This is a genomic window from Corynebacterium massiliense DSM 45435 (genome assembly GCF_028609805.1).
GTDB classification, from domain to species: domain Bacteria; phylum Actinomycetota; class Actinomycetes; order Mycobacteriales; family Mycobacteriaceae; genus Corynebacterium; species Corynebacterium massiliense.
In genome coordinates, this window is sequence record NZ_CP063189.1 from 117634 (window position 1) to 141374 (window position 23741).

The following is a 23741-nucleotide window of genomic DNA, read 5'->3' on the forward strand; positions in this document are numbered from 1 at the left end:
AACGGACTATCCGCGAGCCGAAGGTCACGAGTAGGAAAGCCATCAGACACGCGAAAAGATAAAGAATGGACGGTTAATATCCGCCCAAGCAAGGATTCCCGATACCACGCCAGTCATAGCTGCGAGAGCAACAACGACCGAGTCAGAGAGCCGGCTTGATTTGCGCATTAGCAAGCACCCGCAGCTGCAGCGGCACCACTACCAATTGCGCTTGCTGTGCCATACCCGACTGCTCCGGCCACCGTCCCGGCTCCTGGAATAATCGATCCTTCTGCGCCGCCGGCAAGGGCGCCACCTACGCCACCGGCGATTGCTCCTCCGGCTGTCCCCAGTACGCATCGTACCGCGCCGCGATCCTCGTAGAGATTCTCTTCATTTGAGCCTAGGGAGTGCTGCTGGATGTGGACGGTCTTTCCGTCAGCGGAGGGTTTGTAGGTAAACCCAACCACTTCTTCGCCATTCCAAAATTGCCGTGGGAGCGTTTCCAGCACCTCTCCGTCTGCAGATTCGATATTTACCTCGTCATCGTCTAGGGACAGACGAGCATTCGTCAGGTTTAGAACTCCGTCAGAGTCGCTATTTTTTTCGAAGCGAAACTGGGCGTCGCTGTCCTGGGAAGATGGCTCGACTTCGGTCGTCTTAGATGCATCAGATGGCTCTGCTAGCGCAGCAGGGGCCGCAAGCAGAACGGATCCAGCCGAAAGTGCGCAAACGGCTTTTCGAATGTGCATCTTATCTCCTTTCGGAACGATTAACAGGGCGTCGAAACAATAAAGTCGAACGGGGGGATGTCAATGTCCGGGGTCCTTACGGCCGCCGGAAGTCCTCGCGCCGGCCACGGCGGTGCAGCTTGAGCCAGTTGAAAAAGCCCTTCGGGTCGCGGCGCTGGACTAGGAAGAACCAGCCGAAGCGGGCATATTCCTGGGGGAGTAGTTTGCGCATGCCGCGCTGGCCCAGCAGGTACCCGCGGTTGCGGTAGGTGAAAAAGCGTTTGAACTCCCCGTCGGGAAACTGGGTGTGCATCTTGCCGCCGAGGATCGGCTTGAACTCGTCCGAGCCATCCGGGTGGAGGTAGGAGCAGGTGAGCGCGGTGCCGAAGGGCAGGCCGGAATTGGCCAGCCGGCGGTGGTACTCCACCTCGTCACCACGGATGAACAGGCGGTAGTCGGGCACGCCGATGATTTCCATCGCACGCGCGGAGATGAGCGCGCCGTTAAACAGGGAGGCGATGCCGGGCAGGAAATCGCCCTCCAGATCACTCAAGTGCCTGTGCCAGGTCAGTCCCTGGCGCAGCGGGAAGGCGAGACGGCCCGGGTCGTCGATGTTGCACACGGCCGGCGAGACCTCCGCGAGCTGGTGCTTTTCGGCCACGCGGTAGAGCTCTTCCAACACGCCGTGATCGGCGGGGCAGCCGTCGTCGTCGGCGCACCAGATGGCGTCCGCACCCTTCGCCAGCGCGGTGAGGAAGCCGAGGGCGAATCCGCCTGCGCCGCCCAGGTTGGTTTGGGACGGGACGTAGACGGCGCGGTCGCCGGCGTAGTCTGCGACCATGTCGCGCACTACGCTCTCCGCGCCGTTATCCACCACGATCACCCAGTCCACCGGGTGGGTCTGGTGGACCACCTGGTGAAGCGAGCGTTGGAGGAGGTCGGCGCGCTTGTGCGTGACGATGACCGCCGCGGTCTTGCCGGATGCGCGAAGGAAATCCATGGCTCCCATTGTGCTATCCCGCGTTGTCTTCCTGTTCGAAGCGGCGGCGCAAGTCGCGGACGTACTCGCCGACCTCTTCGCCCTCGTAGGCGGTGACGACGTCGGCGACCTCGCCGGCTTTTGCGATTTTCCCATGGTCGATCCACAGCGCCGTGTCGCACAGCTGCGCCAGAAAGTCGTTGGAGTGTGACGCAAAGACCAGTATGCCGGAGCGCTTGACCAGCTCCTGCAGGCGCTTTCTGGCCTTGGCCATGAAGGCGGCGTCGACGGCGCCGATGCCTTCATCGAGAAGCAGGATCTCCGGCTCGATGGAGGTGACCACGCCGAGCGCCAGGCGCACGCGCATGCCGGTTGAGTAGGTGCGCAGCGGCATGCCCAGGTAGTCGCCCAGCTCGGAGAACTCCGCGATGTCGTCCATCTTCGACTTCATCTGCTTGATGGTCTGGCCGAGGAACAGCCCGCGGATGATGATGTTGTCGTAGCCGGAGACCTCCGGGTCCATGCCCACGCCCAGGTCGAAGACGGGCGCGACGCGGCCGCGGATATCCGCCGAGCCGCGGGTGGGCTCGTAGATGTTGGACAAAAGGCGCAGCAGGGTGGACTTGCCGGCGCCGTTGTGGCCGACCAGGCCGACGCGGTCGCCTTCGCGGAGGTGGAGGTTGATGTCTTTGAGCGCCTCCACCACGACGGTGTTGTCCGCGTTCTTGCCGATGGCGCCGCCCGCCGTCGACAGCATTGCCTTCTTCAGCGAGCGCGACTTCGCGTCGAAGATGGGGAAGTCGACGCACGCGTTGTAGGTATCGATGGAAACCATGGAATTACTCCTCGTGTCGACTTTCTAGACCCAGTAGCTCACGCGGAAGCGCCACCGCTTCATCACCAGCAGGGCGATGAACAGGCCGACGAGCGTGCAGGCAATGACGATGAGCCAGTGGTAGGCGGCGACGGGCTCGCCGATCATGGGCGAGCGCACCACCTCCAGGTAGTGGTACAGCGGGTTGAGTTCCGCGATGCGGGCGCGCTGGGAGACCGCTCCGCCCTGTTCGTGCAGCGTGTCTGTCATCCATACGATCGGGGTGACGTAGAACAGCAGCTGCACCAGGGCCTCGAGCAGTGGGGCGACGTCGCGGAAGCGCGTGGCGATGATGCCGAAGAACATAGCCACCCACACGCCGTTGACCAGCAACAGGAACAGGCCCGGGATGAAGAGGAAGAACTCCCAGCCCAGCGCGCGCGGAAAGATGATGATGAGCGCGAGCCAGATGACCAGGTTGTGGGCCAAGAAGAGGGTCTGGCGCCACACCAGGCGGTAGACGTGCACCGACAGGGGCGCGGGGAGTTGTTTAATCAGCCCCTCGTTGTCGATGAAGATGGTCGAGCCCTCTTTGATGGCGCCCGAGATAAAGTTCCACATAATAAGGCCCACGGTGACGTGGGGCAGGAACTTCGCCACGGGGATTTGGAAAAGCATCGAGTAGAGCAGGCCCAAGGCCGCGGCCATGACGCCGGTGGCGATGGTGATCCACAGCGGGCCCAGCACGGAGCGCCGGTAGCGCTGCTTGATGTCCTGCAGGCCCAGCATGAACCACAGTTCGCGCTGCTTGGCGCCCTGGACGAGGTCGCCCAGGGCAGCAGAAAACGACATAGAGCGCGACGCGGGGGCGTGATCCGCCTCCGGGACGTGAGTCATGCGCTCAACGTTTGCTTGCAGATTTTCTTTCTCTGACACGGTGCTTACCCTAGCGCGGGAGATTTCTTGCCCGCTGGGCGGTGCCGTATAAAGTGAGAGTTCGAAGTGACGGCCAAGGGGAGGACAGGCAATGCCAGCACGGTATGACGCGGCCCGCGTGCGCGGCCTCTATACCGGCTTATCCGACGGATGGACCTACCTGAACGCGCACGACACGCCGCAGTTGGCGGAGCGTGTCGCGGCAGGTGTCGCCCGGTCATTCCGCATGTCCACCGCCGTCGCGAGCTTCGACGTCCCCACCGGTACGCATTCCGCGCGCCCGGAGGCCGGCCGCCTCGAGGGCCACAACTTGGTCGACAGCGCGCGCATCGCCGTGGCCGATCTCGTCGGCGCAAGTGCGGATCGCGTCGTGCTCGGCCCGAGCCTGCCCGCGCTGTACCAGGCGCTCGCCCAGGTCATCTCGCCGCTGTTGCGGTCCAATTCCTCGGTGGTGCTGTCCCGGCTGGATCCGCCGGTGCTCGCCCGCGCGTTCCGCGGCATCGACGCGGAGGTGCGGTGGGCCGAGCCGGACCTGGGGACCGGGGAGCTGCCGGCGTACCAGTTCGCGGAGCTTGTCGATGGCTCCACCCGCCTCGTCTCCCTCTCCGCCTCGCACGAGCTGCTCGGCACCGTCGCGCCGGCGGAGGAGATCTTCGACATCGTGCACGAGAAGTCCCGTGCGTGGACGCTTCTCGATGTCTCCAGCCTCGCGCCCTACCGTCCCATCGACGCCGACGAGCTCGACGCGGATATCCTGGGCATCGATCTCGCCGAGCTGGGCGGACCGCAGGTCGCCGCGCTCATCTTCCGCGATACCAAGATGTTCCGCCGCATCGACGCGTTAAGCCCGGAGCGCGAAAACAGCGGGGCGGGCCAGCTAGAAACCCCAGTCTCCGCCGGGCTGGCCGGCGGCGTGGGCCCGCTGGCCGACCACCTCGCGGACCTGGTCGCGGGCCAGAAGGGCTCGCGGCGGCGCCGGATCGTCAGCTCCATGACCTCGCTGCAGGGCTACCTCGACGGACTGGGCCACGATCTGTACACGTTCCTGGGCACCCTGCCGGCGGTGCACATCCTCGGCGTGACCGGGGAGGCCGCGGCGGACGCGACCGACAACCGCCTGCCGCGCATCTCTTTCGCGGTCCGCGGCGTGCCCGCGGAGACGGTGCACCAGCGCCTCTTCGACAACGGGCTGGTGACCACCTTGTCCCCGCGCACCCCGCTTCTGACCAACATGGGCGTCGACGAGATCGGCGGCGCGGTCACCGTGGCGCTCGGCCCGTTCAACACGTCCGCCGACGTGGAGCACTTAACCCGGGTGCTCGCCTCGCTGGCGTAAACGCTTTTCGTTTAGACCTCGAGGACGACCTTGCCGGTGGAGTCGCCGGAGTCCAAGTATTCGTGGGCGGCGGCGGCATCGGCAAGCGGGAACGTCTTGGTCAGGGAATGGGTGATCTTTCCTTCCTCGATAAGCGGCCACACGTGCTCTTCGGTGGAGCGGCAGATGGCCGCCTTCATCTCCGTTGGCCGGGCGCGCAGCGTGGTGGCGTGGACGGATAGTCGGCGCGGCATCATCCGGCCCAGTGACAGCGTGCCCTTGGGCCCGCCCTGCACGGCGATGACCACGAGCTGGCCGTCGGTGGCCAGGCACTTGATGTTGTCCTCCAGGTAGGGCCCGCCCACCACGTCGAGGATCACGTTGCACGAGCCCTTGAGCTTGTCGACGAAGCTGTCTTCCTTGTAGTTGATGGCGATGTCGGCGCCCAAGTTCTTGCAGTACTCGAGCTTTTCTGCCGAGCCGGCCGTCACGGCCACCTCCGCGCCGAGCGCCTTGCACAGCTGGATGGCAAAGGAACCGATGCCGCCGGAGCCGCCGTGGATAAGCACGCGGTCGCCCTCCTTGACTCCTGCGACCATCCCCAGGTTGGACCACACGGTGGTGGCGACCTCCACCACCGCGGCGGTCTCGGTGAGGCTCAGCTCCTTCGGGATGGGCATAAGCTGGCCTTCGGGCACGGCGACGTACTCGGCGTAGCCACCGCCGGCCAGCAGGCAGGCGACCTCTTCGCCGACTTCACGGTCGGTGTCGCCGGCATCGGCAATCGTGCCGGTGCACTCCAGGCCGATGATCTCGGAGGCGCCCTTCGGCGGCGGGTAGTTGCCCTGTGCTTGCACGAGGTCGGCGCGGTTCACGCCGGCGGCGGCGACTTTGACCAAGACCTCGCCGGATTGAAGTTTCGGCGTCTCGGTTTCTCGCAGCTCCAGGGAGCGGGGATCGTCGGTATTCGTCTGCTGGATTGCCTTCATGCCCTTCCACAGTAAACGCGCAAAACCCATTTCGGCTACGCGCGGGTGGTCGGGTACGCTGTTCACGTCTCGCCATTCGGCGAGGACACGGGAGACGTGGCAGAGCGGCCGAATGCACCGGTCTTGAAAACCGGCGTGGGGCAACCCACCGAGGGTTCAAATCCCTCCGTCTCCGCCAGCTACCTGTTGTACGGCGTGCCCGTCCAGCTAAATGGACGGCTCACTAGCTGCTCACCTAGCTCGTAGCGTTCCAGCTCGCGGGTGGAATCATCGCCGGTGAACCTCATGCCGTCGTCCGTTGTCTCCCAGTGCAATTCCACAGTCTCCACGGGCTCTTCGTCCCATCCGGGACCGGCATTCGTTTCGTCGTTGGTCATGGGCTCCGATAGCTCAAGGGTGATGTGATCACCGTCGACGGTGTAGAAGCCGTACTGCAGGTCGCCGTTGACGCGGCGGAGGGAGAACATGTGCTCTTGGTCGGGGCCTGCGTCCATGTTGCCTAAGGCGAGGTAGTGCCAGCGGGTGTCATCGGCAAGCGAGTCTGCGGGTTGGTCGCTGTCCTGGGTGACCTCGTAGACGCCAGCCAATTGCGTGCTCTCCGGGCGCAGTAGGTGCGGTAACCCCACGGCGGCGGCGTAGGCCGATCCGGCCAGGATGACCACGGTGGCCGCGGCTGGGAACCACCGGGTAAAGCGGTGCACCTTCGGCGACTCGATAAGGCGCGGCTCCTCCAGTGGGCCGACGGGGCGGCCGGCAATAAACCGTCCAAGCCGCGGCAACCACGGCGCTAAGACGAGGAAGAACAGCACCATTTGGGCGAACGACAGCTGCTTGACCGGTACGTCGTAGGTCATGTTGAGCAGCCACACCACACCCAGTGAGACCGTGCCGATGAGACCGCCGAGCCACGCGGTGCGCCGCCACAGCACCAGAATTCCTGCGAGGAGTTCGACGGCGCCGGCGGTGAACTGGATGACCGGCGATAGCGCCATGAACGTCCAGAGGAAGCCCATGGGGGACTTCTCACCCTGCGTGATGAGCAACTGGGAGTAGTCCACTACGCCCATCTGCATGAGGTTGAGCTTCATGACTGCGTAGGGCAGGACCATAAAGCAGATGAGGAGGCGGGCGATCCAGTGCAGGATCCAGGGAATTTTCTTTTTCATACCCGCAATTTTCACCCGCTACCCAGGAAGTTCGCATCAACCTCTGGGCTGAAATCCATGTCATCCCCGGGGGTTAGAGCTGGTCCTCCAGCCACGCGTTGATGCCGCCGCGCAGGGAGTACAGCGGGCCGTCGAGGCCGCGCTCCTGCAGGATTTTCACGGCCTGGGCCGAACGCTTGCCGCCGGCGCAGTGCAAGACGACCGGCTGGTCACGGTCGAGGGCCTGCTCCACCCCGGGAGGGGTGCCGCCGTCCTCGATGTCCGCGAGCGGGAAGTTCACGGAGCCGGGGATGGCTGCTTCTACGACCTCTTCCGGATCGCGCACATCGATAATCAGCGCGCCGTCGGGGATGCTGTCTACTTCTTTCACGTCGTCGTGCATGGTGGTCTCCTCCAGTTCGGCGTTCCGCACAGCACGGGCAAGCACGACCCCCGCAGTGACCCGGCGGGCGGTCTCCGCGTGCGCGACGACAGGCAGGTACTCCCACGTCCCGTCGAGCGCGGAGAAGTAGCCCACCCGGCCCATGAGCGGGGTGCCTATTCCCGTGACGAGCTTGATGGCTTCCATCGCCATCGCAGAACCGACAGTACCGACCACCGGCCCCAACACGCCGGCGGCCGCGCACGACGGCACCGTGCCCGGCGCGGGCGGGGTGGGGAAGACGTCCTCGAAAAGCGGTCCGTGGCCTGCCCAGAAGACCGACAGCTGCGCGTCGAAACCGAGGATGGATGCCCACACGTGGGGAATCCCCGCCCGCGCGCACGCCCACGAGGTGAGGTAGCGGGTGGCCAGGTTGTCCGAGCCGTCGAGGACGACGTCGACGTCGGCAAGAAGCCCCTGCGCGTTGTCCCGGGTGAGCCGGCCGTTTATCGCAGTGACCTCCACCTCCGGGTTGAGGGCATCCAGCGCGGCCCGGGCGGAATCCACCTTGGGCGTGCCCACGGCGGCAGTGGAGTGGATGACCTGGCGGTGCAGGTTGGACAGGCTGACCTCGTCGTCATCGATCACGGTCACATGGCCCACGCCCGCACCGGCGAGGTAGAGGAGCGCCGGCGAACCGAGCCCGCCCGCACCAACGACGAGGACGTGGGCGCGAAGCAGCTTTTCCTGCGCCGCGCCGCCGAAACCGGCCAGGGATACCTGGCGGACGTACCGCGCCAGCTGCTGGTTGGTCAGGCTCATTCGAGCCCCACCCACTGGGTGCCGCCTTCTGCCAGCTCCTGCTCCTTCCAGATGGGCACGTCCGCCTTGGTGCGGTCGGCGATCTCCTCGCAGGCCGCAAACGCCGCCCCGCGGTGGGCGGCGGCGACCACGACGACGAAGGCGGCGTGCCCAATCGGCACGTCCCCGGTGCGGTGGGCCGCCCACGCGCGGACGGGGTGCGCGGCGGTAACGGTGTGGAGCACACGCATCAGCTCGGCGGGGGCGCTCGGGTGCGCCTCGTACGCCAGCGCGGCGACGCGGTTGCCGCCATCGTGGTCGCGCACCACGCCCTCGAAGGTGACCAGCGCCCCCATCGCGCGGGTCATGGTCTCGCGCCGGGCCTGCGCCACGAGCGGCTCCAGTGGTTTATCGGTGATGACCGCGCCGACGACCTTCCCGGTCTGCGCGGCGACGTAGTCCGGATCCGGGCGGTTAGTGCTCACGGTTGCCCTCCGCGAGGTCGAGCAGGTGGCCCAGGACAGGTTCCAGCACGGCGCAGCCGTCTTTCACCCCGCCCCGGGAGCCGGGCAGGGTCATCACGAAGGTGCCGTGGGTGGTCATCCCCGCCACCGCGCGCGAGGCGATCGCGGTGGGGGTGTGCTTGAGCCCCTCCGCCCAAAAGGCGTGGACGATGCCGGGCAGATGCTTGACGATGTGCCGCTCCACCGCCTCCACCGTCTGATCGTCACCGGTAATCCCGGTGCCGCCGGAGGTAAGGAGGACGGAGGGGGCGCTGGCAAGCGCGGCGTCGACCGCCTGAGCGATGTCCGCGTCCGCGACGACGGCCGCATCGGGAGTATCAATCCCTTGCGCACGTAGGAAATCCACCGCGCGGGGGCCAGACGTGTCCGTCAACGAACCGCTTGCCGCCCGGGTGCTGGCGACGATGACGTGACCTTTTCGCATACCTAGAAAGGGTAGACGACCACGTCGGCGCCGCCGGGAAGAGAATGTCCCGCCGGGATGCGGATAAGGCAGTTCGCGCCCACCGCCTGCGCGATGAGGTGGGATCCGGCCCCACCGAGGACGCGAGCCTTCCCGTCGCGCAGTACCCCGCGGTAGAACCGCTCCTTGTGCGGCAACCCCGCAACCGGCTCGTGAGCCTCCAGCGCGGCCCGCTGCGGGCCGGGGGCGGCGCCCAGCACGGGCGCGACGTAGAGCCGGAAGCTCACCAAAGTAGACACCGGGTTGCCGGGCATGCAGATGCACGGCGTGCCGCGGTAGACGGCCAGCCCCTGCGGGCCGCCGGGCTGCTGCGCGACGTGGCCGAACCAGCCGTGCGGCTCCAAAATGTCGCGGACCACCTCGAACTTCCCGTGACTGATCCCGCCGGAGGTGAGCACGGCATCGGGGCCATGCGTGGCGATGGCCCGGTCCAACCGCTCCCGCAGCGCGCCGGGATCGTCGTCGGTGTGAAGCGTATCCGCGACCTCGATGCCCGCCTGGGCGCACGCGGCGGCGAGCATCGGGCCGTTCGAGTCCGGGATCTGCGAGCCGATCTCCTTGCCGCCGGTGACGATGACCACGCGCGCCGGGCGGGTGACCGTGACGCTCGTGAGATCTTGGCCGGCCAGGGTGGCCACCACGATCGGATCGACGACCGTGCCCGCGGGGACAAGGACCTCGCCGCGCCGGGCATCCGATCCGGCCGCGCGGACGAACTTCCCGTCCAGGCTGGCGGGGGCGGTCACCTGCGCGCCTTCTTCAGCGAACTCGCCGGGCGTGCAGTCCTCAACCGGAACGACGCAGGCGGTGCCGCGGGGGACCGGCGCGCCGGTCATGATGGGGGCGGCGAGGCCGTCTAACCCGCCCGGGTACAACGCGGCGGCATCGGCTCCTGCGGCAATCGTCGGGCCCACGGTGAACGATCCGCCCGCTGTATCGGGCAGGGCGTAGCCGTCCATCTGCGAGTTGTGGAAGCGCGGCGAGTCGAATTGCGCCACCGTATCCGTGGCGGTGCGCGCCCGGCGTTGTACCGCCTCCAGCAGGGGGAGGGTGACGGTGCCGCGGTGGCCGGCCGCCTCGCGCACCGCCGCGAGGTGATCGTCATAGGTACGCATGGATCTCAGAATATATAGTGAGCGCCATGTTGGATGTCCACTACTTCGCCGCCGCCCGGGCGGCCGCGGGCGCCTCCCACGAGCGTCTGGATAATCCCCCGGCGACGCTGGGCGAGCTCGTTGACCACCTGGCGGATACCCACGCAGGGACGACGGACGCGGGGATGGGGCTGGCGGACATCGTCAAGCGCTGCTCGTTCCTGCTCGATGGCGCCAACGCGGAAACGGTTGGCGGTCGCGCCGCTTCGCTGGCGGGGGTGAGTCGCGTGGATATCCTCCCGCCGTTTGCTGGGGGTTAGCGCGCGGCCGCGCGCAGCGGGCTGGTCACCGCGTTGATGATGGAGGAGACGATGGCCAGGGCGATCGCGCCGAAGATGGCGGCCCACCAGTTGGAGATGTGCAGCTCGCCCAGGCCCAGGTCCAACGACTGGAGTAGCCAGGCGGTGAGGTAGAGCACCGCGCCGTTGATGACCAGGGAGAAAAGGCCCAAGGTCAGGCAGGTAATCGGGGCGCCGAACAGGCGCAGGACTGGGGCGATGAACGTGTTGACCACGACGAAGACCACGGCGACGGTGACAAACGCGCCGGCCTCGCTGCCGCCCGCGGTCGGGGTGATGCTGAGACCCGGGATGAGCTTGACCACGAACCACAGGGCGGCGGCTACGCAGACGACGTGGAGGAGGAAGTTGAGGAAAGAACGCATGGGCAACAGCCTAACTTTCCTCTGAGTTTGGTGCGCTGACGTGCGGCAGGTACTGTGTATAAACACTGGAGACGTGCCAGAGCGGCCGAATGGGGCTCACTGCTAATGAGTTGCCCTCTTAACGGAGGGCCGGAGGTTCAAATCCTCTCGTCTCCGCCACATACAGATGCCTCCCCTGCGAGAAGCGGGGGAGGCATTTTTCATCTATTGTCAAGGGCCGATAGGTATCCAGGCGAGAGGTGGCAGCTAATGACCATGTCGGTAGACGAGACCATCGGCGCGCTCGAGCTCATGCTGCGTTCCGGCAGCGACATCGACCCGGAAGACGCCCCGAAGATGCAGGCGCTTCTGGACGAGCCGCCGATCCAGGACGTCGTCGCCCTCGTCGAGCGCCAGAACCCCGTGCGCGCGGCGGTGGTGCTCCGCCTGCTCAGCCGGGAAAAGTCCATTGCTGTTTTCGACGCCCTCGACGCCGCGCACCAGGCGGACATTATCGACGAGCTGGGCAACTCCGACGTCTACGAGTTCTTCGACGCCCTCGAGCCGGAAGACCGCGTGTCGTTGCTGGACGAGCTGCCGGCGGAGATCGCGGACCGCCTGCTGCGCAGCCTGGACAAGCCCGACCAGGACATCACCGGGGTGGTGCTCGGTTACCCGAAGGGTTCGGTGGGCCGCCGCATGTCGCCGGAGGTGCCGGACATCTACCGCGAGATGACGGTGGACGAGGCGCTGGAAAAGCTGCGGCGCGAGGCGCCGGACCTGGAGACCATCTACACGGTGCCCATCGTGCGCAAGGACCGGCGCCTGGTGGGTGTGATGAGCCTGCGTGAGCTCTTCATCGCCAAGTCCGGCCGCATGGTCGAGGATCTGATGCACGAGCCCATCTACGCCTACGCGCAGGCGGACGCGGAGGAGACCGCGCGCTGGTTTTTGCCGCTCGACCTTCTGGCCCTGCCGATTGTCGATGACTCCGACCGCCTCATCGGCCTGCTCACCTGGGACGATGCGGCCGACATCGTGGAGGAAGAGGACAGTGAGGACTCTGCGCGTTCCGGCGGTACGGAGGCGCTGCAGCAGCCGTACATGTCCACCCCGCTGCTCAAGCTGGTGCGCTCGCGCATCGTCTGGCTGCTCGTGCTCGCCGTCTCCGCCATCCTCACGGTGAAGGTGCTCGATTCCTTTGAGTCTGTGCTGGAGCAGGCCGTGGTGCTGTCCCTGTTCATCCCGCTGTTGACCGGCACGGGCGGCAACACGGGCAACCAGGCGGCGACGACGGTCACCCGTGCGCTGGCGCTTGGCGATGTCCGAAAGAGCGACGTCCTCCAGGTCATGTGGCGCGAGATGCGCGTGGGCATGCTGCTCGGCGCGACGCTGGGCATCCTCGGCTTCATCATCGCCTCGCTGGTCTACGACATGCACATCGGCCTCGTCATCGGCACGACCCTGCTGGGCATTTGCACCTTGTCCGCCACCGTGGGCGGTGTCATGCCGATTCTGGCCAAGGTGGTCGGCGCGGACCCGGCTGTGTTTTCGAATCCGTTCATCTCCACCTTCTGCGACGCCGCGGGCCTTATCATTTACTTCTTCATCGCCCGCGCCGTGCTCGGCTTATAGCGCGCCGTAACCGGCCGTTAACCAGCTGTTTTGTTCCGTGGGTGGAAGCCGACTATAGTTACATCTCGTTGCAAAGAGCGATTCTTCGCAGCATGCGCCCGTAGCTCAACGGATAGAGCATCTGACTACGGATCAGAAGGTTGGGGGTTCGAATCCCTCCGGGCGCACAAATGTCCTGTGTCGCGTCATAGTTGACAAAACTGTCGCGACATCGTTGACAGATGGGCGTCCGCCGAGTTTTTTTCTCGGTGGGCGCCTTTTGTTTTCTGGGGGTTAGTTGAGTGGGGGTTCGCCGTGTTTCTAGATTGGGGCTTGGTAGTTGCGGCTGGTGTCGATGTAGTGCTCGGTGATGATGGCGCCGGTGTCTTTGAGTGATGTGGTGATGTGGCGGTCTTTGATGATCATCAGGACGTGGTGGCCGGTGTATTTTCGGCCCATTCCTAGGTGGTAAAGCCTGCCTGCGTAGCGGATGGTGCAGCGGCCGGCTTTGTCGACTTTGTCGTTGCGTGTACGCCATTCTTCGGTGGGGTTGTCGTCGGGGCTGGCTTTCGTGGATGCGTTGTAGACCTCGTATGGGGTGCGTCTGCCGAGGGCTCGGTGTGGGCGGTTGGTGTTGTAGTAGGCGGCGAATCGGTCGAGTTGTTGTTGTAGTTCGTCGATGGTGTTGACGGTGGGTTGGCGCGATAGCCACCGTTTGAGTGTTTGGTGGAATCGTTCGATTTTTCCTTGGGTTTGTGGGTGTCCTGGCCTGCCGTTTTTCTGTTGGATCCGGTGGTTGCGGATGAGTTTTTCGAAGGCGTTACGGCCGCCTTTTGCCCCGGCGTTGCGGGCGGTAAACACCAGCCCGTTGTCGGTGAGGGTGGATTGTGGTGGGCCGAAGTCGCTGATGAGGTGTGATAGTTCGTCGGCGACGGCAGGCCCAGAAAAGGACCGGCTGGCTGTAATGGACAGCAGCAGTCGGGAGTGGTCGTCGATGAAGTCGAGGATTTCGACGCGTCTTCCGCCGGTGAGATATGCGTGTGTGATGTCTGCTTGCCAGCATTCATTGGGGCGGGATGCTTCGAAGCGGATAAATGAGGTTCTCGGCCGCTTTTTTGGTTCTGGCTGCACGAGGCCGTGGTCGCGGAGGATGCGCACGATCGTCGAGGTAGATGGGGCATACATACCTTGTTGTTCCAGGTGGAACTGGATGGTTTCTGCCCCGGAATCCAGCCCGGAGTGGTCGAGCTGTTTGCGCATGTTGATGATGGTTTTCTTGAGCTTTTTGGATACTGCGCGTGGGTTGGAGTGCGGTGCTTTCGACTTCGGCTTTACCGCTTGTGGACCGCCAGTGTCGTAGCGGCGGAGTAAGGCGTAGACCCACTGGCGGGACACGTTGAAACGCGTAGCGACTCGAGCGACTGGTTGGTGTTGCTCACGGACAGCTTTGATGATCGCGAGATTGCGGTTCGGACTATTCATGCTGTCAACGATGACGCGACACACCTGTCAACTGTGAGAGTGTCCGATTCTTTGTGTGCGGGGGTTTGGTTTACAAGTAGTCCGCGAATCGGTCGGGGTAAGCCACGGCTAGTTGGTTGATGGCTTGTTTCCACCCGGTGGCTTTCGCTCCTTCAATATAGCCGTTGCATTCGATATCGCGCTTCGCTTTCTTGGCTCGCTGGGCGGCGCGCTTGTCTTCGATGTTGCAGATCATCAGCCACAGCGTTTTCAACGCCGCGGTATCGTTCGGGAACTGGCCGCGGTTACGGGTAGCTTTACGCAGTTCAGCATTCAGCGACTCGATCGAATTGGTGGTGTAGAGCACCCGGCGTGCCGCCGGCGGGAACTGTAGAAACGGCACGAACCGCTCCCAAGCGTCGCGCCAGACTTTGACCGATTGCGGGTATTTCCGGCCCAGTTCACTGGCTTCGAACGCATCCAAGGCGGCACGGGCGGTGTCCTCGTTTGCGGCCGTGTAGACCTCACGCAGCGCCCGGGAGACCCCTTTGCGGTCTTGGTAGGACACCCACCGGTTCGCAGCCCGAATCAGGTGCACGATACAGGTCTGCACCATGGAATTCGGCCAGGTGGCTTCCACGGCTTCCGGCAGGCCTTTGAGCCCGTCGCAGCAGACAATGAACACGTCCTGGACACCGCGGTTGGCCAGATCCGCGCAGACCGATGCCCAGAATGCGGCACCTTCATTTTCAGCGATCCACAATCCCAGGATGTGCTTGATGCCGTCCATGTCGACGCCAACCGCCATATAGCAGGACTTGTTGACCACGCGGTGGCCGTCACGGATTTTCACGCGTAGCGCGTCGAGGAAGATCACCGGGTAGAACTCGTCGAGCTGGCGGTTTTGCCAGATCATGACCTCGTCTAACACCGCATCGGTAATGGTGCTGATCGTATCCGGGCTCATATCCACCCCGAGCGTGGTCGCGAGGTGATGCTGGATATCGCGCACTGTCATCCCGCCGGCGTATAGCGAGACGATCATGTCGTCGAGTTCTGTGAGTCGGCGTGCGCCCTTGGGCACCATCCGGGGAGTAAAGGTGCCGGCACGGTCCCTGGGCACGGTCACTTCCACCGCGCCGTAGCCAGAATTGACGGTCTTGGTGTACGACCCATTGCGGTGATTGTTGCCCTGTGCGGATTCGACTTGGGCTTTGGTCTTGCGGTCAGAATGGCTATAGCCCAAATGCGCATCCATCTCCGCCTGCAGACCAGCGTTGATTGATGCCTGTAGCAGGCCTTTGACCAGCTCGCTTGCATCATCAGCGGAAGCCGACAGCTCGCTGATCAAGCTGGCGAGCTCAGGATTTTCCATCAGCTTCTCGCTGATCTCATTGACCTTTGCCGGGTCATGGTTTTTCTTCGGTGACACCGTAGTCATTATCGGTGAAACTCCTTCTAGATCAGAGCCTCACACACAAACTTCCTGACACCCTCCGCGACACACCTGTCAACTGTCATCGTGTCTTTGCCCCGGCTGCGGATGTAAAGGATGTCCCGACACACCTGTCAACTGTCAGTGACGTTTCCCCAGAACAGATTTGTAAACTATGTCATGACTTCAGACACCTCCGGGCGCACAAAATCACCTGCAACGTCAGCCCCGATTGCACCGTTAGTAACACGGTGGGTCGGGGCTTTCGCGTCGCGTGCGTGAAAACAGCCATTTTCGTGCCGGATCTTCAGTTTTCGGCCCGAAAAATCCCTAAAACTCGCGCAGTGGGCGCGGGTGGCTGATTATTTGTTCCGCATCGAGCGCGCGATGCTCACCACGTCGCCGGTGTGCAGGTCCGGCAGGTACGCCTTGGACACGGCCAGGGCGATGGACGGCAGGGCGAGCTCGTCGCGGTAGCCCAGCACCCACTGCTGGTGCTGGGGGTGGAACTTCCGCTTGAAGGCCGCCAGCGACTTAAACCCGTAAAGCGGTTCGAGGTAGGAGCTCACCCGCGCCAGGATCTGCTCCAGCATGGTCGTCGGCTCGGTGGAGGAGACCAGCGGGGCGCCCGAGAGGCTGATCCACTCCAGGCCCTGGTCGTGCGCGGCGACCTGCGTCTCCGCGATGAGGTACTCCACCACCGAGCGGAAGCCGTCGGTCTTGCGGCGCATAAAGTCCAGGGTGAGGCCAACCAGTGTGCCGTCGCGGTAGACCGGCAGCCAGCTGGTGACTCCGTGGAGGGTGCCGGCATCGTCAAGCGCCAGCACGAGCGTGACCTCCGGGGCGTCGAGCTCCGGCAGCCCGCCGAGGGTAAAGCCCATCTCCGGCAGCTTCTTATTGGATACCCAGTCCTCGGAAAGTTCGATGATCTGGTTGCGCAGCGTGGCGCCGGCGTCCGCCCACGTGGTCCACACCGAGTGGATGTTCTCCTTCTTTGCGCGGTTGCGGGCGGTGCGCACGTCCTGGAACTTCTTGCCCTTGAATTCGGGGGCGGCGGTGCAGTCGAGGACCGATTCCTCCGCCACCGCGACCGCGCGGCAGCCGCGGGCGGCCGCGAATTCGGGCCGCACCGAATACCACGCCACCTGGGCGCCGCCGGCGTACATCGCGCGCTCGAAGCGGGTGGCGATGTCCTGGGGATCCGCGCCCCGGGACACTGGCTCGCCCACCGTCACGGCCACCGAATTGTGCAGGCGGTAGGCAACGAACCCGCGGTCGTCGTCGAACCACAGCTTGTTGCCCGCCCACGTGGTCATCCAGGACAGATGGTCGCCGGTACCGCCGGTGAGGATGGCGCGGGCGTCGGCGCGGCGCTCGCTGGCATCCGGGTCCGGATCGGCCTTCAGCGCCCGGTAGAAGATCCACGCGGCGCCAAGCCAGAAGACCGGGCCGATCCACTCGGTAAAGAACCAGGCGGCATCGGAGACCGGGAGCACGTCCGAGGTGAAGAACTTCGAGACCACCGGCGGTAGGAAGCGCAGGGGCGTCGCGCGGACGATGTCGAGGAGGGACGCGTCGCGGAAACCGCCGCGCACTGCCGCCGCGCCGAGCAACCAGGCCGCCGCCAGCAGCGCGGCCCACGCTGCCATGGTGGCCGCAAAGCGGCGGCGCTGGGAGGCGACCATGCGCACCTGGAACGGGCGGCGCTGGAACAACAGCACGACCGTCATCGTCAGCCACGGCGCGATAAGCAACCCGAGGAGCAACACCCCGGCCCAGGCGGGGGTGTCGGAATCCTGCAGGTACATAAACTCCTTGACTAGCGCGGCGATCACGACGAGCTGGGTGGCCAGCATGCCCCACCAGGCCAGGCGCCGGCCGCGGGAAAGTCCCCAGGCGAAGATGAGGACGAGCAGCAGCGGGATGAGGTTCGCCACCGCCGGGCCGATGCCGCCGGTGCGCAGCATCCACATGGCGTGGGTGCAGCCCACCGAACCCGGGTCGAGCTCGCAGATGAGATCCGCCTGCGCGGCAGACATCGCCGGCAGGATGAAGAACGACCCGCCGGAAAACAGCCCGAGGGCCTGCGGGTTGAACTCGGCGGCGACCGGCGCGAGGAAGACGGCGGTGGCCGCGACGGCGATGAGGATGCGGTGCTCCCGGATGGAGGTTATCGGTTTGTCCAGGCTGGGCCCGCGGCGCGAGAAGAACAGCCCGGTGGCGGTCGTGCAGATGAGGGCGTAGTCGACGAGGGCGCCATCGTAAAGCACCAGCGCCAGCGCCAGGCCCACCGCGCCGACGCGGAGGCGACGGTGCCACAGATCCGGTAGGCGATCGCTGGCCACCAGGGCGGTGCCGATGAGCCACGGCAGCGGCGAGAGCACGTACTCATCGGGAAACGCCGGGTGGATCGCGGCAAGCAGGGATCCACCCATGAGCCCCACGAGGTGCAGGGTGGCCGCAGCCACCAGGAACGTGCCGGTGCCTAGCCGCTTTTCGGCGCGCGTGCCGATGCCGACGAGTGCCAGCGTGGCTAGCACCGCACCGACCCAGGTGGGGGCGGTCAGCCCGGAGGTGAGGAAGGTGAGAAGTTCGGGGCGGGAGGGGAAGAAGCCCACGGAGTGGTGGGTGGCGCGCAAGACCCACACGCAGGCGATGATCGCCCACGTCGCGGGCGCGGCGGCCACGATGCGGCGGATGTGCGGTGTCATTGGATGCCTCCTCGGGCGGCGGCGAAGTCGAAGGTGTCTTGGAGGGCGCGGCGCCACACGGCGAAGCTGTGCCCGCCGGGGACTTCCTCGTACGTGGTGGACATGCCGGTGGCGGTGGTCAGTTCCTGGAAGTGCTGGAGCGCCTGCACGGCCTCCTTGTCGGCGTCGCCGGCGACGAAACGCCCGGCGAGCTGGCGGTACTTCCCGGTCTTGTCGGTCAGCTCGTGCTGGAGCAGGTCCTCGGGGTTGACGGCGGCGAAGGCGGCGTCGCTGCCGTTGAAGAAGCGCTGGACCGTCTGCGCGCGCGTGCCGATGGTCGGTTCCGGCTGCCCGGAAAAGTCCAGGAAAGTCCCGTAGGCCGCGGGGTGGTTGGTGGCGACCTGCAGCGCGCACGTGCCGCCGTAGGACAGGCCGCCGATGGTCCACGTGCGCTGATCCGCATTGACGCGGAACTGGGCTTTGAGCTGCTGCGGGACGTCCTGGGTGAGGTAGGTCTGCACCTTGTCGTTAGGCCCGTCCACGCAGATCGGGTTATTCGTGGTCGTTCCGGTCGCGTCCACGGTGATGACGATGGGGGCGACCCCGTCGTGGGAGCGCTGGAAGTCGTCGGCGGTCTCGGCCATCTGCCCGCCGCCGGTGACCCACTGATCCGGCGAGCCCGGGTTTCCGGCGAGCAGCACGATGACGGGGAAGGTCCGGGTGCGCTGCGTGAAGTACGCCGGCGGCACGTACGCGGTGGACGGGCGGTGCCGGAACTTCGAGGTGGGCGAGTCGATGTCGGTGGTGACCAGCGCGCCGACTTTCTCGCCGTTGAGGGTGGGCGCCTTGTGCGTTTTGGTGAACTGGTCGTAGGTCATCTCCACGCTCACCGGCCGCGGATCGAGGGAGCGGACGTCCGGGTACTGCTGGAAGACGAGGTTGGCCACCGCCACCGCGCACAGGGTGCTGACCAGGCCCGCGATGAGAAGGCGCGGGCGCTTTTCCGGGACGAGTGCGGCGGCGAGCAGCGCGGCGATCGCGATGGCGCCCGCTCCGTAGAGCGCGGGAGGCAGGGCGTCGGGGAAGGGCTTCCACCACTGAGTGAGGACGAGCCAGGCGAGGAGGGTGAGTGCCGCGGTCGCGCCGGCGACAAGGCCCAAGCGCCGCGGGGAGGAGAGGCCGGCGTGGATGGTGACGGCGAGGGAGACAAGCAGGAGCGCGACGACGACGATCGTGGGGCCGGTGCCGGCCAGCGGGATGGACTCCACGGCGTCGCGCAGGGAAGTAAGGATTTCCACGCGCGGGGACTATAGGAGCGGTTCCTGTGAGAACACCGGAAAGCGGCCGGTGTGGTGCTGAAGTTTTGGCGCGAAAACGGCTGGCCATCGCGGGTAATTAATTCAGACTTGCTTAAGATTTTTAGGTTTGCTTAAGATAGGGTCGCCTAAAGTAGGTAAGACTTAGTTCACTAATACTTGGTTACCAACTGGAAATGAGGACCCACGCGATGCAGCTTTCCACCCTGCGTAAATCGGCGGGCGCGGTCGCCCTTTCGGCGCTGACCGCCCTCGGCCTGACCGCCTGTGCCGGCGACCCGGCCGCGGAGTCGAACTCCGCCGGCGACACGTCGGCTGCCGCGGGCGACGAAGCGATGACCGTGACTGACGTCGTCGGCCGCGAGGTCACCTTCGACCACCAGCCGGAGCGCATCCTGCTGGCGGAGGGGCGCGCGATGTTCACCACCTCGCTTCTGGATAAGGACAACCCGGCCGACAAGGTCGTCGCGCTGGGCTCTGATCTGCACGACGCGGCCCCGACCTTCGAGGAGAAGATCGAGGAGGTCGACCCGGAGATCAAGGACCTGCCGACGGTGGGCAACATCGGCAAGGGCGACACCACGGTGGAAAACCTCCTGGCCAACAAGCCGGACGTGATCGTCATGACGCTGGACCACAAGAAGGCCGCGGAGGAATCGGGCTTTTTGGACAAGATGGACCAGTCCGGCCTGAAGTACGTCTTCACCGACTACCGCCAGAAGCCGCTGGACAACACCCCGAAGTCCGTCACCCTCATGGGGGAGCTGCTGGGCAAGGAGGACAAGGCCAAGGAGTTCACCGACTTCTACGAGAAGAAGGTCGACGACATCGAAAAGCGCGCGGCCAAGCTGGAGGATAAGCCCTCCACGTTCGTCTGGCGCGCCGCTGGCCTGAAGGACTGCTGCGGCACCGTGAAGGACTCCAACCTGGGTGACCTGGTCAACGCCGCCGGCGGTGACAACCTGGGCGACCACCTGCTGACCGGTGATTCCGGCGACGTGACCGCGGAGAAGATCCTGGCGGAGCAGCCGGAGCACTTCATCGCCACCGGGGGCGCGTGGGCTAAAAACCCGGAGAAGCCGGAGGTTCTACCGCACGTGGAGATGGGCTACACCGCAGACTCCGAAATGGCCGATGAAACCCTGCGCGGCCTGCTGCGCACCCCGGGCTTCGAAGAGCTGAAGGCGGCCAAGGAGGGCAACCTGCACGGCGTCTACCACCAGTTCTACGACTCTCCGTACAACGTCTTCGCGCTCGAGGCCTTCGCCAAGTGGCTGCACCCGGAGGAGTTCGACGATCTGGATCCGGAAAAGGACTTCGCGGACTTCCACCACAACTGGCTCCCGTTCGAGTACAGCGGCACCTTCTTCAACACCGTTTCTGCTAAGTAGCCCACGCCCCCAACACCACGAGGTCGCACGTTCATGACACGGACCATTTCTCACGCGGACGCGGCACCGGACGCCGCTGTCGATGCCGCGCAGGCGGAGGCCGCACAGGCTGAGACCGCGCAGGAGAAAATAACGCGGGACGCGGCGCCGGACATCGTCGCCAACTACCGCCGCAACTCCCGCCGCAAAATGCTCGCCATCGCGGCGCTGTTCGTCCTGGCGCTTGCGGCGTTCGTCGTCGCGACGGTCATCGGCCCGATTGACCTGGGCCCGGTGGAACTGGTGCGCGCGCTGTGGTCGCCGGATTCGGTGGATGACACCACGCGCACCGTCCTCTGGCGGCTGCGCCTGCCAGCGTCGTGCATGGCGGTGCTCATCGGCGCCGCGCTGTCCCTGGCGGGCAGCCACATGCAGACCATCCTGGATAACCCGCTGGCGGAGCCGTTCACGCTCGGCATCTCCGCGGCGGCCGCTTTCGGCAGCGCGGCTTCCATCGTGCTGGGGTGGATGATCGTGCCCAGCGCCCAGTTCAACCTCGCGGCGATGGCGTGGGTCAGCGCCCTGGTCGCGGCGGCGGTGGTCATCGGCGCGTCGATGTGGCGCGGCGCCGGCGCGGACTCCATGATCCTCATCGGCATTGCGCTGGTGTTCCTCTTCCAGGCGCTGCTGTCTCTCATGCAGTACGGCGCGTCCACGGAGGCCCTCCAGCAGATCGTGTTCTGGACCATGGGCTCGCTCCAGCGCGCCAACTGGGCGTCCAACCTCATCCTGGTCATCGCGCTCGCCATCGCCATTCCGTTTACCGTGGCGAACGCGTGGAAGCTCACCGCGCTTCGGCTGGGCGATGCCCGCGCGGCCGCGCTGGGTATCAACGTGCAGCGGCTGCGCATCGTCACGCTCGTCGTGGCCTCGCTCCTGGCAGCCAGCGCCGTCGCCTTCGCCGGCATCATCGGGTTCATTGGCCTGGTCGGCCCGCACATCGCCCGCATGTTGGTCGGCGAGGACCAGCGCTTCTTCGCGCCCGCGTCCATGGCCGCCGGCGCGCTGCTGCTGTCCGCCGCGCACGCACTGTCCATCACCATCATCCCGGGCGTCGCAGTGCCCATCGGCATCATCACCGCCCTGGTGGGCGTGCCGTTCTTCGTGGGCATGATCTTCCTGCGCCGCCGCAACCTGTGGGGGAGGGGCTAATGCCACTACACATCAGTGATATCCACGTCTCCTACGGCAAACATGAGGTCCTGCGCGGGGTGAACGCCCGGCCGTTGCAGGACGGCACCGTCACCGGACTTCTGGGCCCCAACGCGGCCGGCAAGTCCACGCTGGTAAAAACCCTGGCGGGCAAGCGCGAGCTGCGCGATGTCGTCGGCTACGTGCCACAGGATCTGCTCACCAGCGCGTCCCTGACTGCGTTCGAGTCGGTGCTGGTTTCCACCAAGCGCGCGCACGGGCTGCGCATGCGGGTGGTCGATGACTCGCTGGATCTCGCCGCCCAGGTGATGCAGCGGCTGGGCATCGCGCACCTGGCGGACCGCTACGTGGGCGAGCTATCCGGCGGCCAGCGCCAGCTGGTGGCCGTGGCGCAGATGCTCGTGCGCCAGCCGGAGATCCTGCTGCTCGACGAGCCGACGTCAGCGCTGGATCTCCGCCACCAGGTGGAGCTGCTCCAGCTGGTGCGCGAAGAGGTGGCCGGCGGGAAGGCCGTCGCGCTGGTCGCGCTCCACGATCTCAACCTAGCCGCGCGCTACTGCGACGAGTTGCTGGTCATCAACGACGGCGTCGTGTGCGCGCAGGGGCGGCCCGCGGACGTGCTGACCCCGGACCTCCTCCAGGAGGTCTACGGCCTGCGGGCGCGAGTGCTTGACGATGCCGGAACGCCCATCGTCTGCCCCGTCGCGGCCGCAGAAGTAACTGCGACGCCGGTGGCTTAGAAGATTTCGATCCGCCCGCCGATGGACTCGGTCTGCTTGAGCTGAGCCACCCAGCCGTGGCCGCCGGGGTGCAGGCGCAGCACCGGCCGCGACGAGATTTTGATCGGTGAGACGGAGTCCTTGCGCGCACCGGAGCGCGCGTCGATGCGGGTGCGGGCGCGGTGGCCGGTCTCGGCCAGGTCGCCGATGGTCGGCTCCGCCGAGTCCAGCGAGTCCCGCGCCTCTTGCAGGAGGTCGAGCGTCTCATCGAGCGCGCCGACCAGCGCGGCCGCGTTCGACTCGCACATCTGCTTGACCACCTTCGGGGTGGTGCCGGCGACGCGGGTGCCGTCCTTGAACGGGCCGGCGGTGAGCGACTGCGCGAGAATCCCTCCGTGGTCGCCCACGACGGCGAGCACCTCGGCCAAAATCTGCGGCAGGTGGGACACGCGCGCCACGGCGGCATCGTGGTTGTCCACGCGCACCGGGACGGCTTCTGCGCGCACCATGCCGGTCATGCGCACCACGTCGGTGAACGTGTCGATCCACTGCTGGTCGACCTTCTCGCCGGCCTCTTCCTTCTGTGCCGCGTAGTCGTAGGTAATGGCCCACGCGCTGCGGATGAAGAGATCCTTTTGCGAGTTCTTCCAGCCCGCTTTGGTCGTGCCCGCCATCGGGTGCCCGCCCACGTAGCGCGACTGCAGCCCGCGGGCACAGATCTCGTCGTAGACGGCCGACTTCACGGAGACGACATCGGTAATGCCGCACGACGGCGCGTGTTCGCAGATGGCGTCCAAGACGTCGCTGACCGCATGCATCGGCACGGCGATAACGAGCAAGGCCGTGTCCTGCTCGGCGCGCTGCAGCACCCCGGTGAGGTCATCGCTGACGTCATAGCCCTCCTTGATGGCGGTGCGGGCACCGGATGTGGAGTGGTTGTAGCCGTACACGGGGTGTTCCCGGGTGGCTAAATCGCGCAGGAGAGAGCCGCCAATGAGGCCAAGGCCGACGATGCAAATGGGGCGCTGAACATCTTGAGAACTCACAGTGACAATCTTGGCACAACCCG

22 protein-coding genes and 3 tRNA genes are annotated in these 23741 nt (G+C 65.6%); 9 read left to right on the plus strand and 16 right to left on the minus strand.

Annotated features, from left to right (window positions below; genetic code table 11):
• Nucleotides 1-167 precede the first annotated feature (167 nt).
• The 4 genes from CMASS_RS00565 to wzm all read right to left on the minus strand — a co-directional run bounded on the left by CMASS_RS00565 (nucleotide 168) and on the right by wzm (nucleotide 3400).
• Nucleotides 168-731, minus strand: a complete 564-nt coding sequence (locus tag CMASS_RS00565) for a hypothetical protein (RefSeq protein WP_156831804.1) — start codon at nucleotides 729-731, stop codon at nucleotides 168-170.
• A 76-nt stretch (nucleotides 732-807) separates the two neighbouring features.
• Nucleotides 808-1710 carry a galactofuranosyltransferase GlfT1 gene (gene glfT1, locus CMASS_RS00570; protein ID WP_022863196.1) on the minus strand — a complete coding sequence of 301 codons (903 nt, stop codon included), beginning with the start codon at nucleotides 1708-1710 and terminating at the stop codon, nucleotides 808-810.
• 13 nt (nucleotides 1711-1723) lie between these two features.
• Entirely contained in the window at nucleotides 1724-2524 is an 801-nt protein-coding gene (gene wzt, locus CMASS_RS00575; RefSeq protein WP_022863197.1) for a galactan export ABC transporter ATP-binding subunit Wzt/RfbE, read from the minus strand.
• A 24-nt stretch (nucleotides 2525-2548) separates the two neighbouring features.
• Nucleotides 2549-3400, minus strand: coding sequence for a galactan export ABC transporter permease subunit Wzm/RfbD (wzm, locus tag CMASS_RS00580; protein WP_051126857.1), 852 nt, complete (start codon nucleotides 3398-3400; stop codon nucleotides 2549-2551).
• A gap of 130 nt (nucleotides 3401-3530) precedes the next feature.
• Here wzm and CMASS_RS00585 point away from each other — a divergent pair, with 130 nt between their 5' ends.
• The gene (locus CMASS_RS00585; RefSeq protein WP_022863199.1) at nucleotides 3531-4775 is read left to right on the plus strand and encodes an aminotransferase class V-fold PLP-dependent enzyme; all 1245 of its coding nucleotides are present in this window, start codon (nucleotides 3531-3533) and stop codon (nucleotides 4773-4775) included.
• Between the two features lie 11 nt (nucleotides 4776-4786).
• On the opposite strand, the gene CMASS_RS00590 is transcribed toward CMASS_RS00585, so the two are convergent.
• Nucleotides 4787-5743, minus strand: coding sequence for an NAD(P)H-quinone oxidoreductase (locus CMASS_RS00590; RefSeq protein ID WP_027018706.1), 957 nt, complete (start codon nucleotides 5741-5743; stop codon nucleotides 4787-4789).
• A 90-nt stretch (nucleotides 5744-5833) separates the two neighbouring features.
• On the opposite strand from CMASS_RS00590, the gene CMASS_RS00595 reads away from it, so the two are divergent.
• A tRNA-Ser gene (locus CMASS_RS00595) sits at nucleotides 5834-5921 on the plus strand.
• 1 nt (nucleotide 5922) lies between these two features.
• Here CMASS_RS00595 and CMASS_RS00600 read toward each other — a convergent pair.
• From CMASS_RS00600 to CMASS_RS00620, 5 genes are all read right to left on the minus strand, one after another.
• A complete protein-coding gene (locus tag CMASS_RS00600; protein WP_022863200.1) occupies nucleotides 5923-6909 on the minus strand; it encodes a hypothetical protein in 987 nt (328 codons plus the stop codon).
• 73 nt (nucleotides 6910-6982) lie between these two features.
• Nucleotides 6983-8086: a ThiF family adenylyltransferase gene (locus tag CMASS_RS00605; protein WP_027018707.1), complete on the minus strand. Its 1104-nt coding sequence runs from the start codon at nucleotides 8084-8086 to the stop codon at nucleotides 6983-6985.
• A gap of 2 nt (nucleotides 8087-8088) precedes the next feature.
• Nucleotides 8089-8556 carry a molybdenum cofactor biosynthesis protein MoaE gene (locus CMASS_RS00610; protein ID WP_027018708.1) on the minus strand — a complete coding sequence of 156 codons (468 nt, stop codon included), beginning with the start codon at nucleotides 8554-8556 and terminating at the stop codon, nucleotides 8089-8091.
• On the minus strand, nucleotides 8546-9019 hold the full coding sequence (locus CMASS_RS00615; protein WP_027018709.1) for a MogA/MoaB family molybdenum cofactor biosynthesis protein: 474 nt from the start codon (nucleotides 9017-9019) through the stop codon (nucleotides 8546-8548). Before CMASS_RS00615 ends, CMASS_RS00610 begins: the two co-directional genes overlap by 11 nt.
• 2 nt (nucleotides 9020-9021) lie before the next feature.
• Nucleotides 9022-10173 carry a molybdopterin molybdotransferase MoeA gene (locus CMASS_RS00620; RefSeq protein WP_022863202.1) on the minus strand — a complete coding sequence of 384 codons (1152 nt, stop codon included), beginning with the start codon at nucleotides 10171-10173 and terminating at the stop codon, nucleotides 9022-9024.
• A gap of 26 nt (nucleotides 10174-10199) precedes the next feature.
• Between CMASS_RS00620 and CMASS_RS00625 the strand changes: the two genes are divergently transcribed.
• Entirely contained in the window at nucleotides 10200-10472 is a 273-nt protein-coding gene (locus CMASS_RS00625; protein ID WP_022863203.1) for a MoaD/ThiS family protein, read from the plus strand.
• Here the strand turns inward: CMASS_RS00625 and CMASS_RS00630 are convergent.
• Nucleotides 10469-10876, minus strand: a complete 408-nt coding sequence (locus tag CMASS_RS00630; protein ID WP_022863204.1) for a phage holin family protein — start codon at nucleotides 10874-10876, stop codon at nucleotides 10469-10471. The two genes, CMASS_RS00625 and CMASS_RS00630, sit on opposite strands and share 4 nt — an antisense overlap.
• A 67-nt stretch (nucleotides 10877-10943) precedes the next feature.
• On the opposite strand from CMASS_RS00630, the gene CMASS_RS00635 reads away from it, so the two are divergent.
• From CMASS_RS00635 to CMASS_RS00645, 3 genes are all read left to right on the plus strand, one after another.
• Nucleotides 10944-11035 (plus strand) — tRNA-Ser (locus CMASS_RS00635).
• Between the two features lie 96 nt (nucleotides 11036-11131).
• Complete coding sequence (gene mgtE, locus CMASS_RS00640; RefSeq protein ID WP_420536145.1) at nucleotides 11132-12490, plus strand: magnesium transporter; 1359 nt, start codon at nucleotides 11132-11134, stop codon at nucleotides 12488-12490.
• 94 nt (nucleotides 12491-12584) lie between these two features.
• Nucleotides 12585-12657: transfer RNA gene (locus tag CMASS_RS00645), tRNA-Arg, on the plus strand.
• A gap of 133 nt (nucleotides 12658-12790) precedes the next feature.
• Here CMASS_RS00645 and CMASS_RS00650 read toward each other — a convergent pair.
• From CMASS_RS00650 to CMASS_RS00665, 4 genes are all read right to left on the minus strand, one after another.
• Nucleotides 12791-13951 carry an IS481 family transposase gene (locus tag CMASS_RS00650; RefSeq protein ID WP_273665904.1) on the minus strand — a complete coding sequence of 387 codons (1161 nt, stop codon included), beginning with the start codon at nucleotides 13949-13951 and terminating at the stop codon, nucleotides 12791-12793.
• Nucleotides 13952-14021: 70 nt separating this feature from the next.
• Nucleotides 14022-15371: an IS256 family transposase gene (locus CMASS_RS00655; protein WP_273665896.1), complete on the minus strand. Its 1350-nt coding sequence runs from the start codon at nucleotides 15369-15371 to the stop codon at nucleotides 14022-14024.
• Nucleotides 15372-15727: 356 nt separating this feature from the next.
• Entirely contained in the window at nucleotides 15728-18076 is a 2349-nt protein-coding gene (locus tag CMASS_RS00660) for a bifunctional lysylphosphatidylglycerol flippase/synthetase MprF (protein ID WP_022863837.1), read from the minus strand.
• A complete protein-coding gene (locus CMASS_RS00665; RefSeq protein ID WP_022863838.1) occupies nucleotides 18073-19353 on the minus strand; it encodes an alpha/beta hydrolase in 1281 nt (426 codons plus the stop codon). The genes CMASS_RS00660 and CMASS_RS00665 overlap by 4 nt, the downstream gene beginning before the upstream one ends.
• Before the next feature lie 209 nt (nucleotides 19354-19562).
• Between CMASS_RS00665 and CMASS_RS00670 the strand changes: the two genes are divergently transcribed.
• From CMASS_RS00670 to CMASS_RS00680, 3 genes are all read left to right on the plus strand, one after another.
• Complete coding sequence (locus CMASS_RS00670) at nucleotides 19563-20762, plus strand: ABC transporter substrate-binding protein (protein ID WP_022863839.1); 1200 nt, start codon at nucleotides 19563-19565, stop codon at nucleotides 20760-20762.
• A 189-nt stretch (nucleotides 20763-20951) separates the two neighbouring features.
• Complete coding sequence (locus CMASS_RS00675) at nucleotides 20952-21953, plus strand: FecCD family ABC transporter permease (RefSeq protein WP_240482832.1); 1002 nt, start codon at nucleotides 20952-20954, stop codon at nucleotides 21951-21953.
• Entirely contained in the window at nucleotides 21953-22693 is a 741-nt protein-coding gene (locus tag CMASS_RS00680; protein ID WP_022863841.1) for an ABC transporter ATP-binding protein, read from the plus strand. Before CMASS_RS00675 ends, CMASS_RS00680 begins: the two co-directional genes overlap by 1 nt.
• On the opposite strand, the gene CMASS_RS00685 is transcribed toward CMASS_RS00680, so the two are convergent.
• Nucleotides 22690-23718, minus strand: a complete 1029-nt coding sequence (locus tag CMASS_RS00685; RefSeq protein WP_022863842.1) for a prephenate dehydrogenase — start codon at nucleotides 23716-23718, stop codon at nucleotides 22690-22692. The genes CMASS_RS00680 and CMASS_RS00685 overlap by 4 nt on opposite strands.
• Nucleotides 23719-23741: the final 23 nt, after the last annotated feature.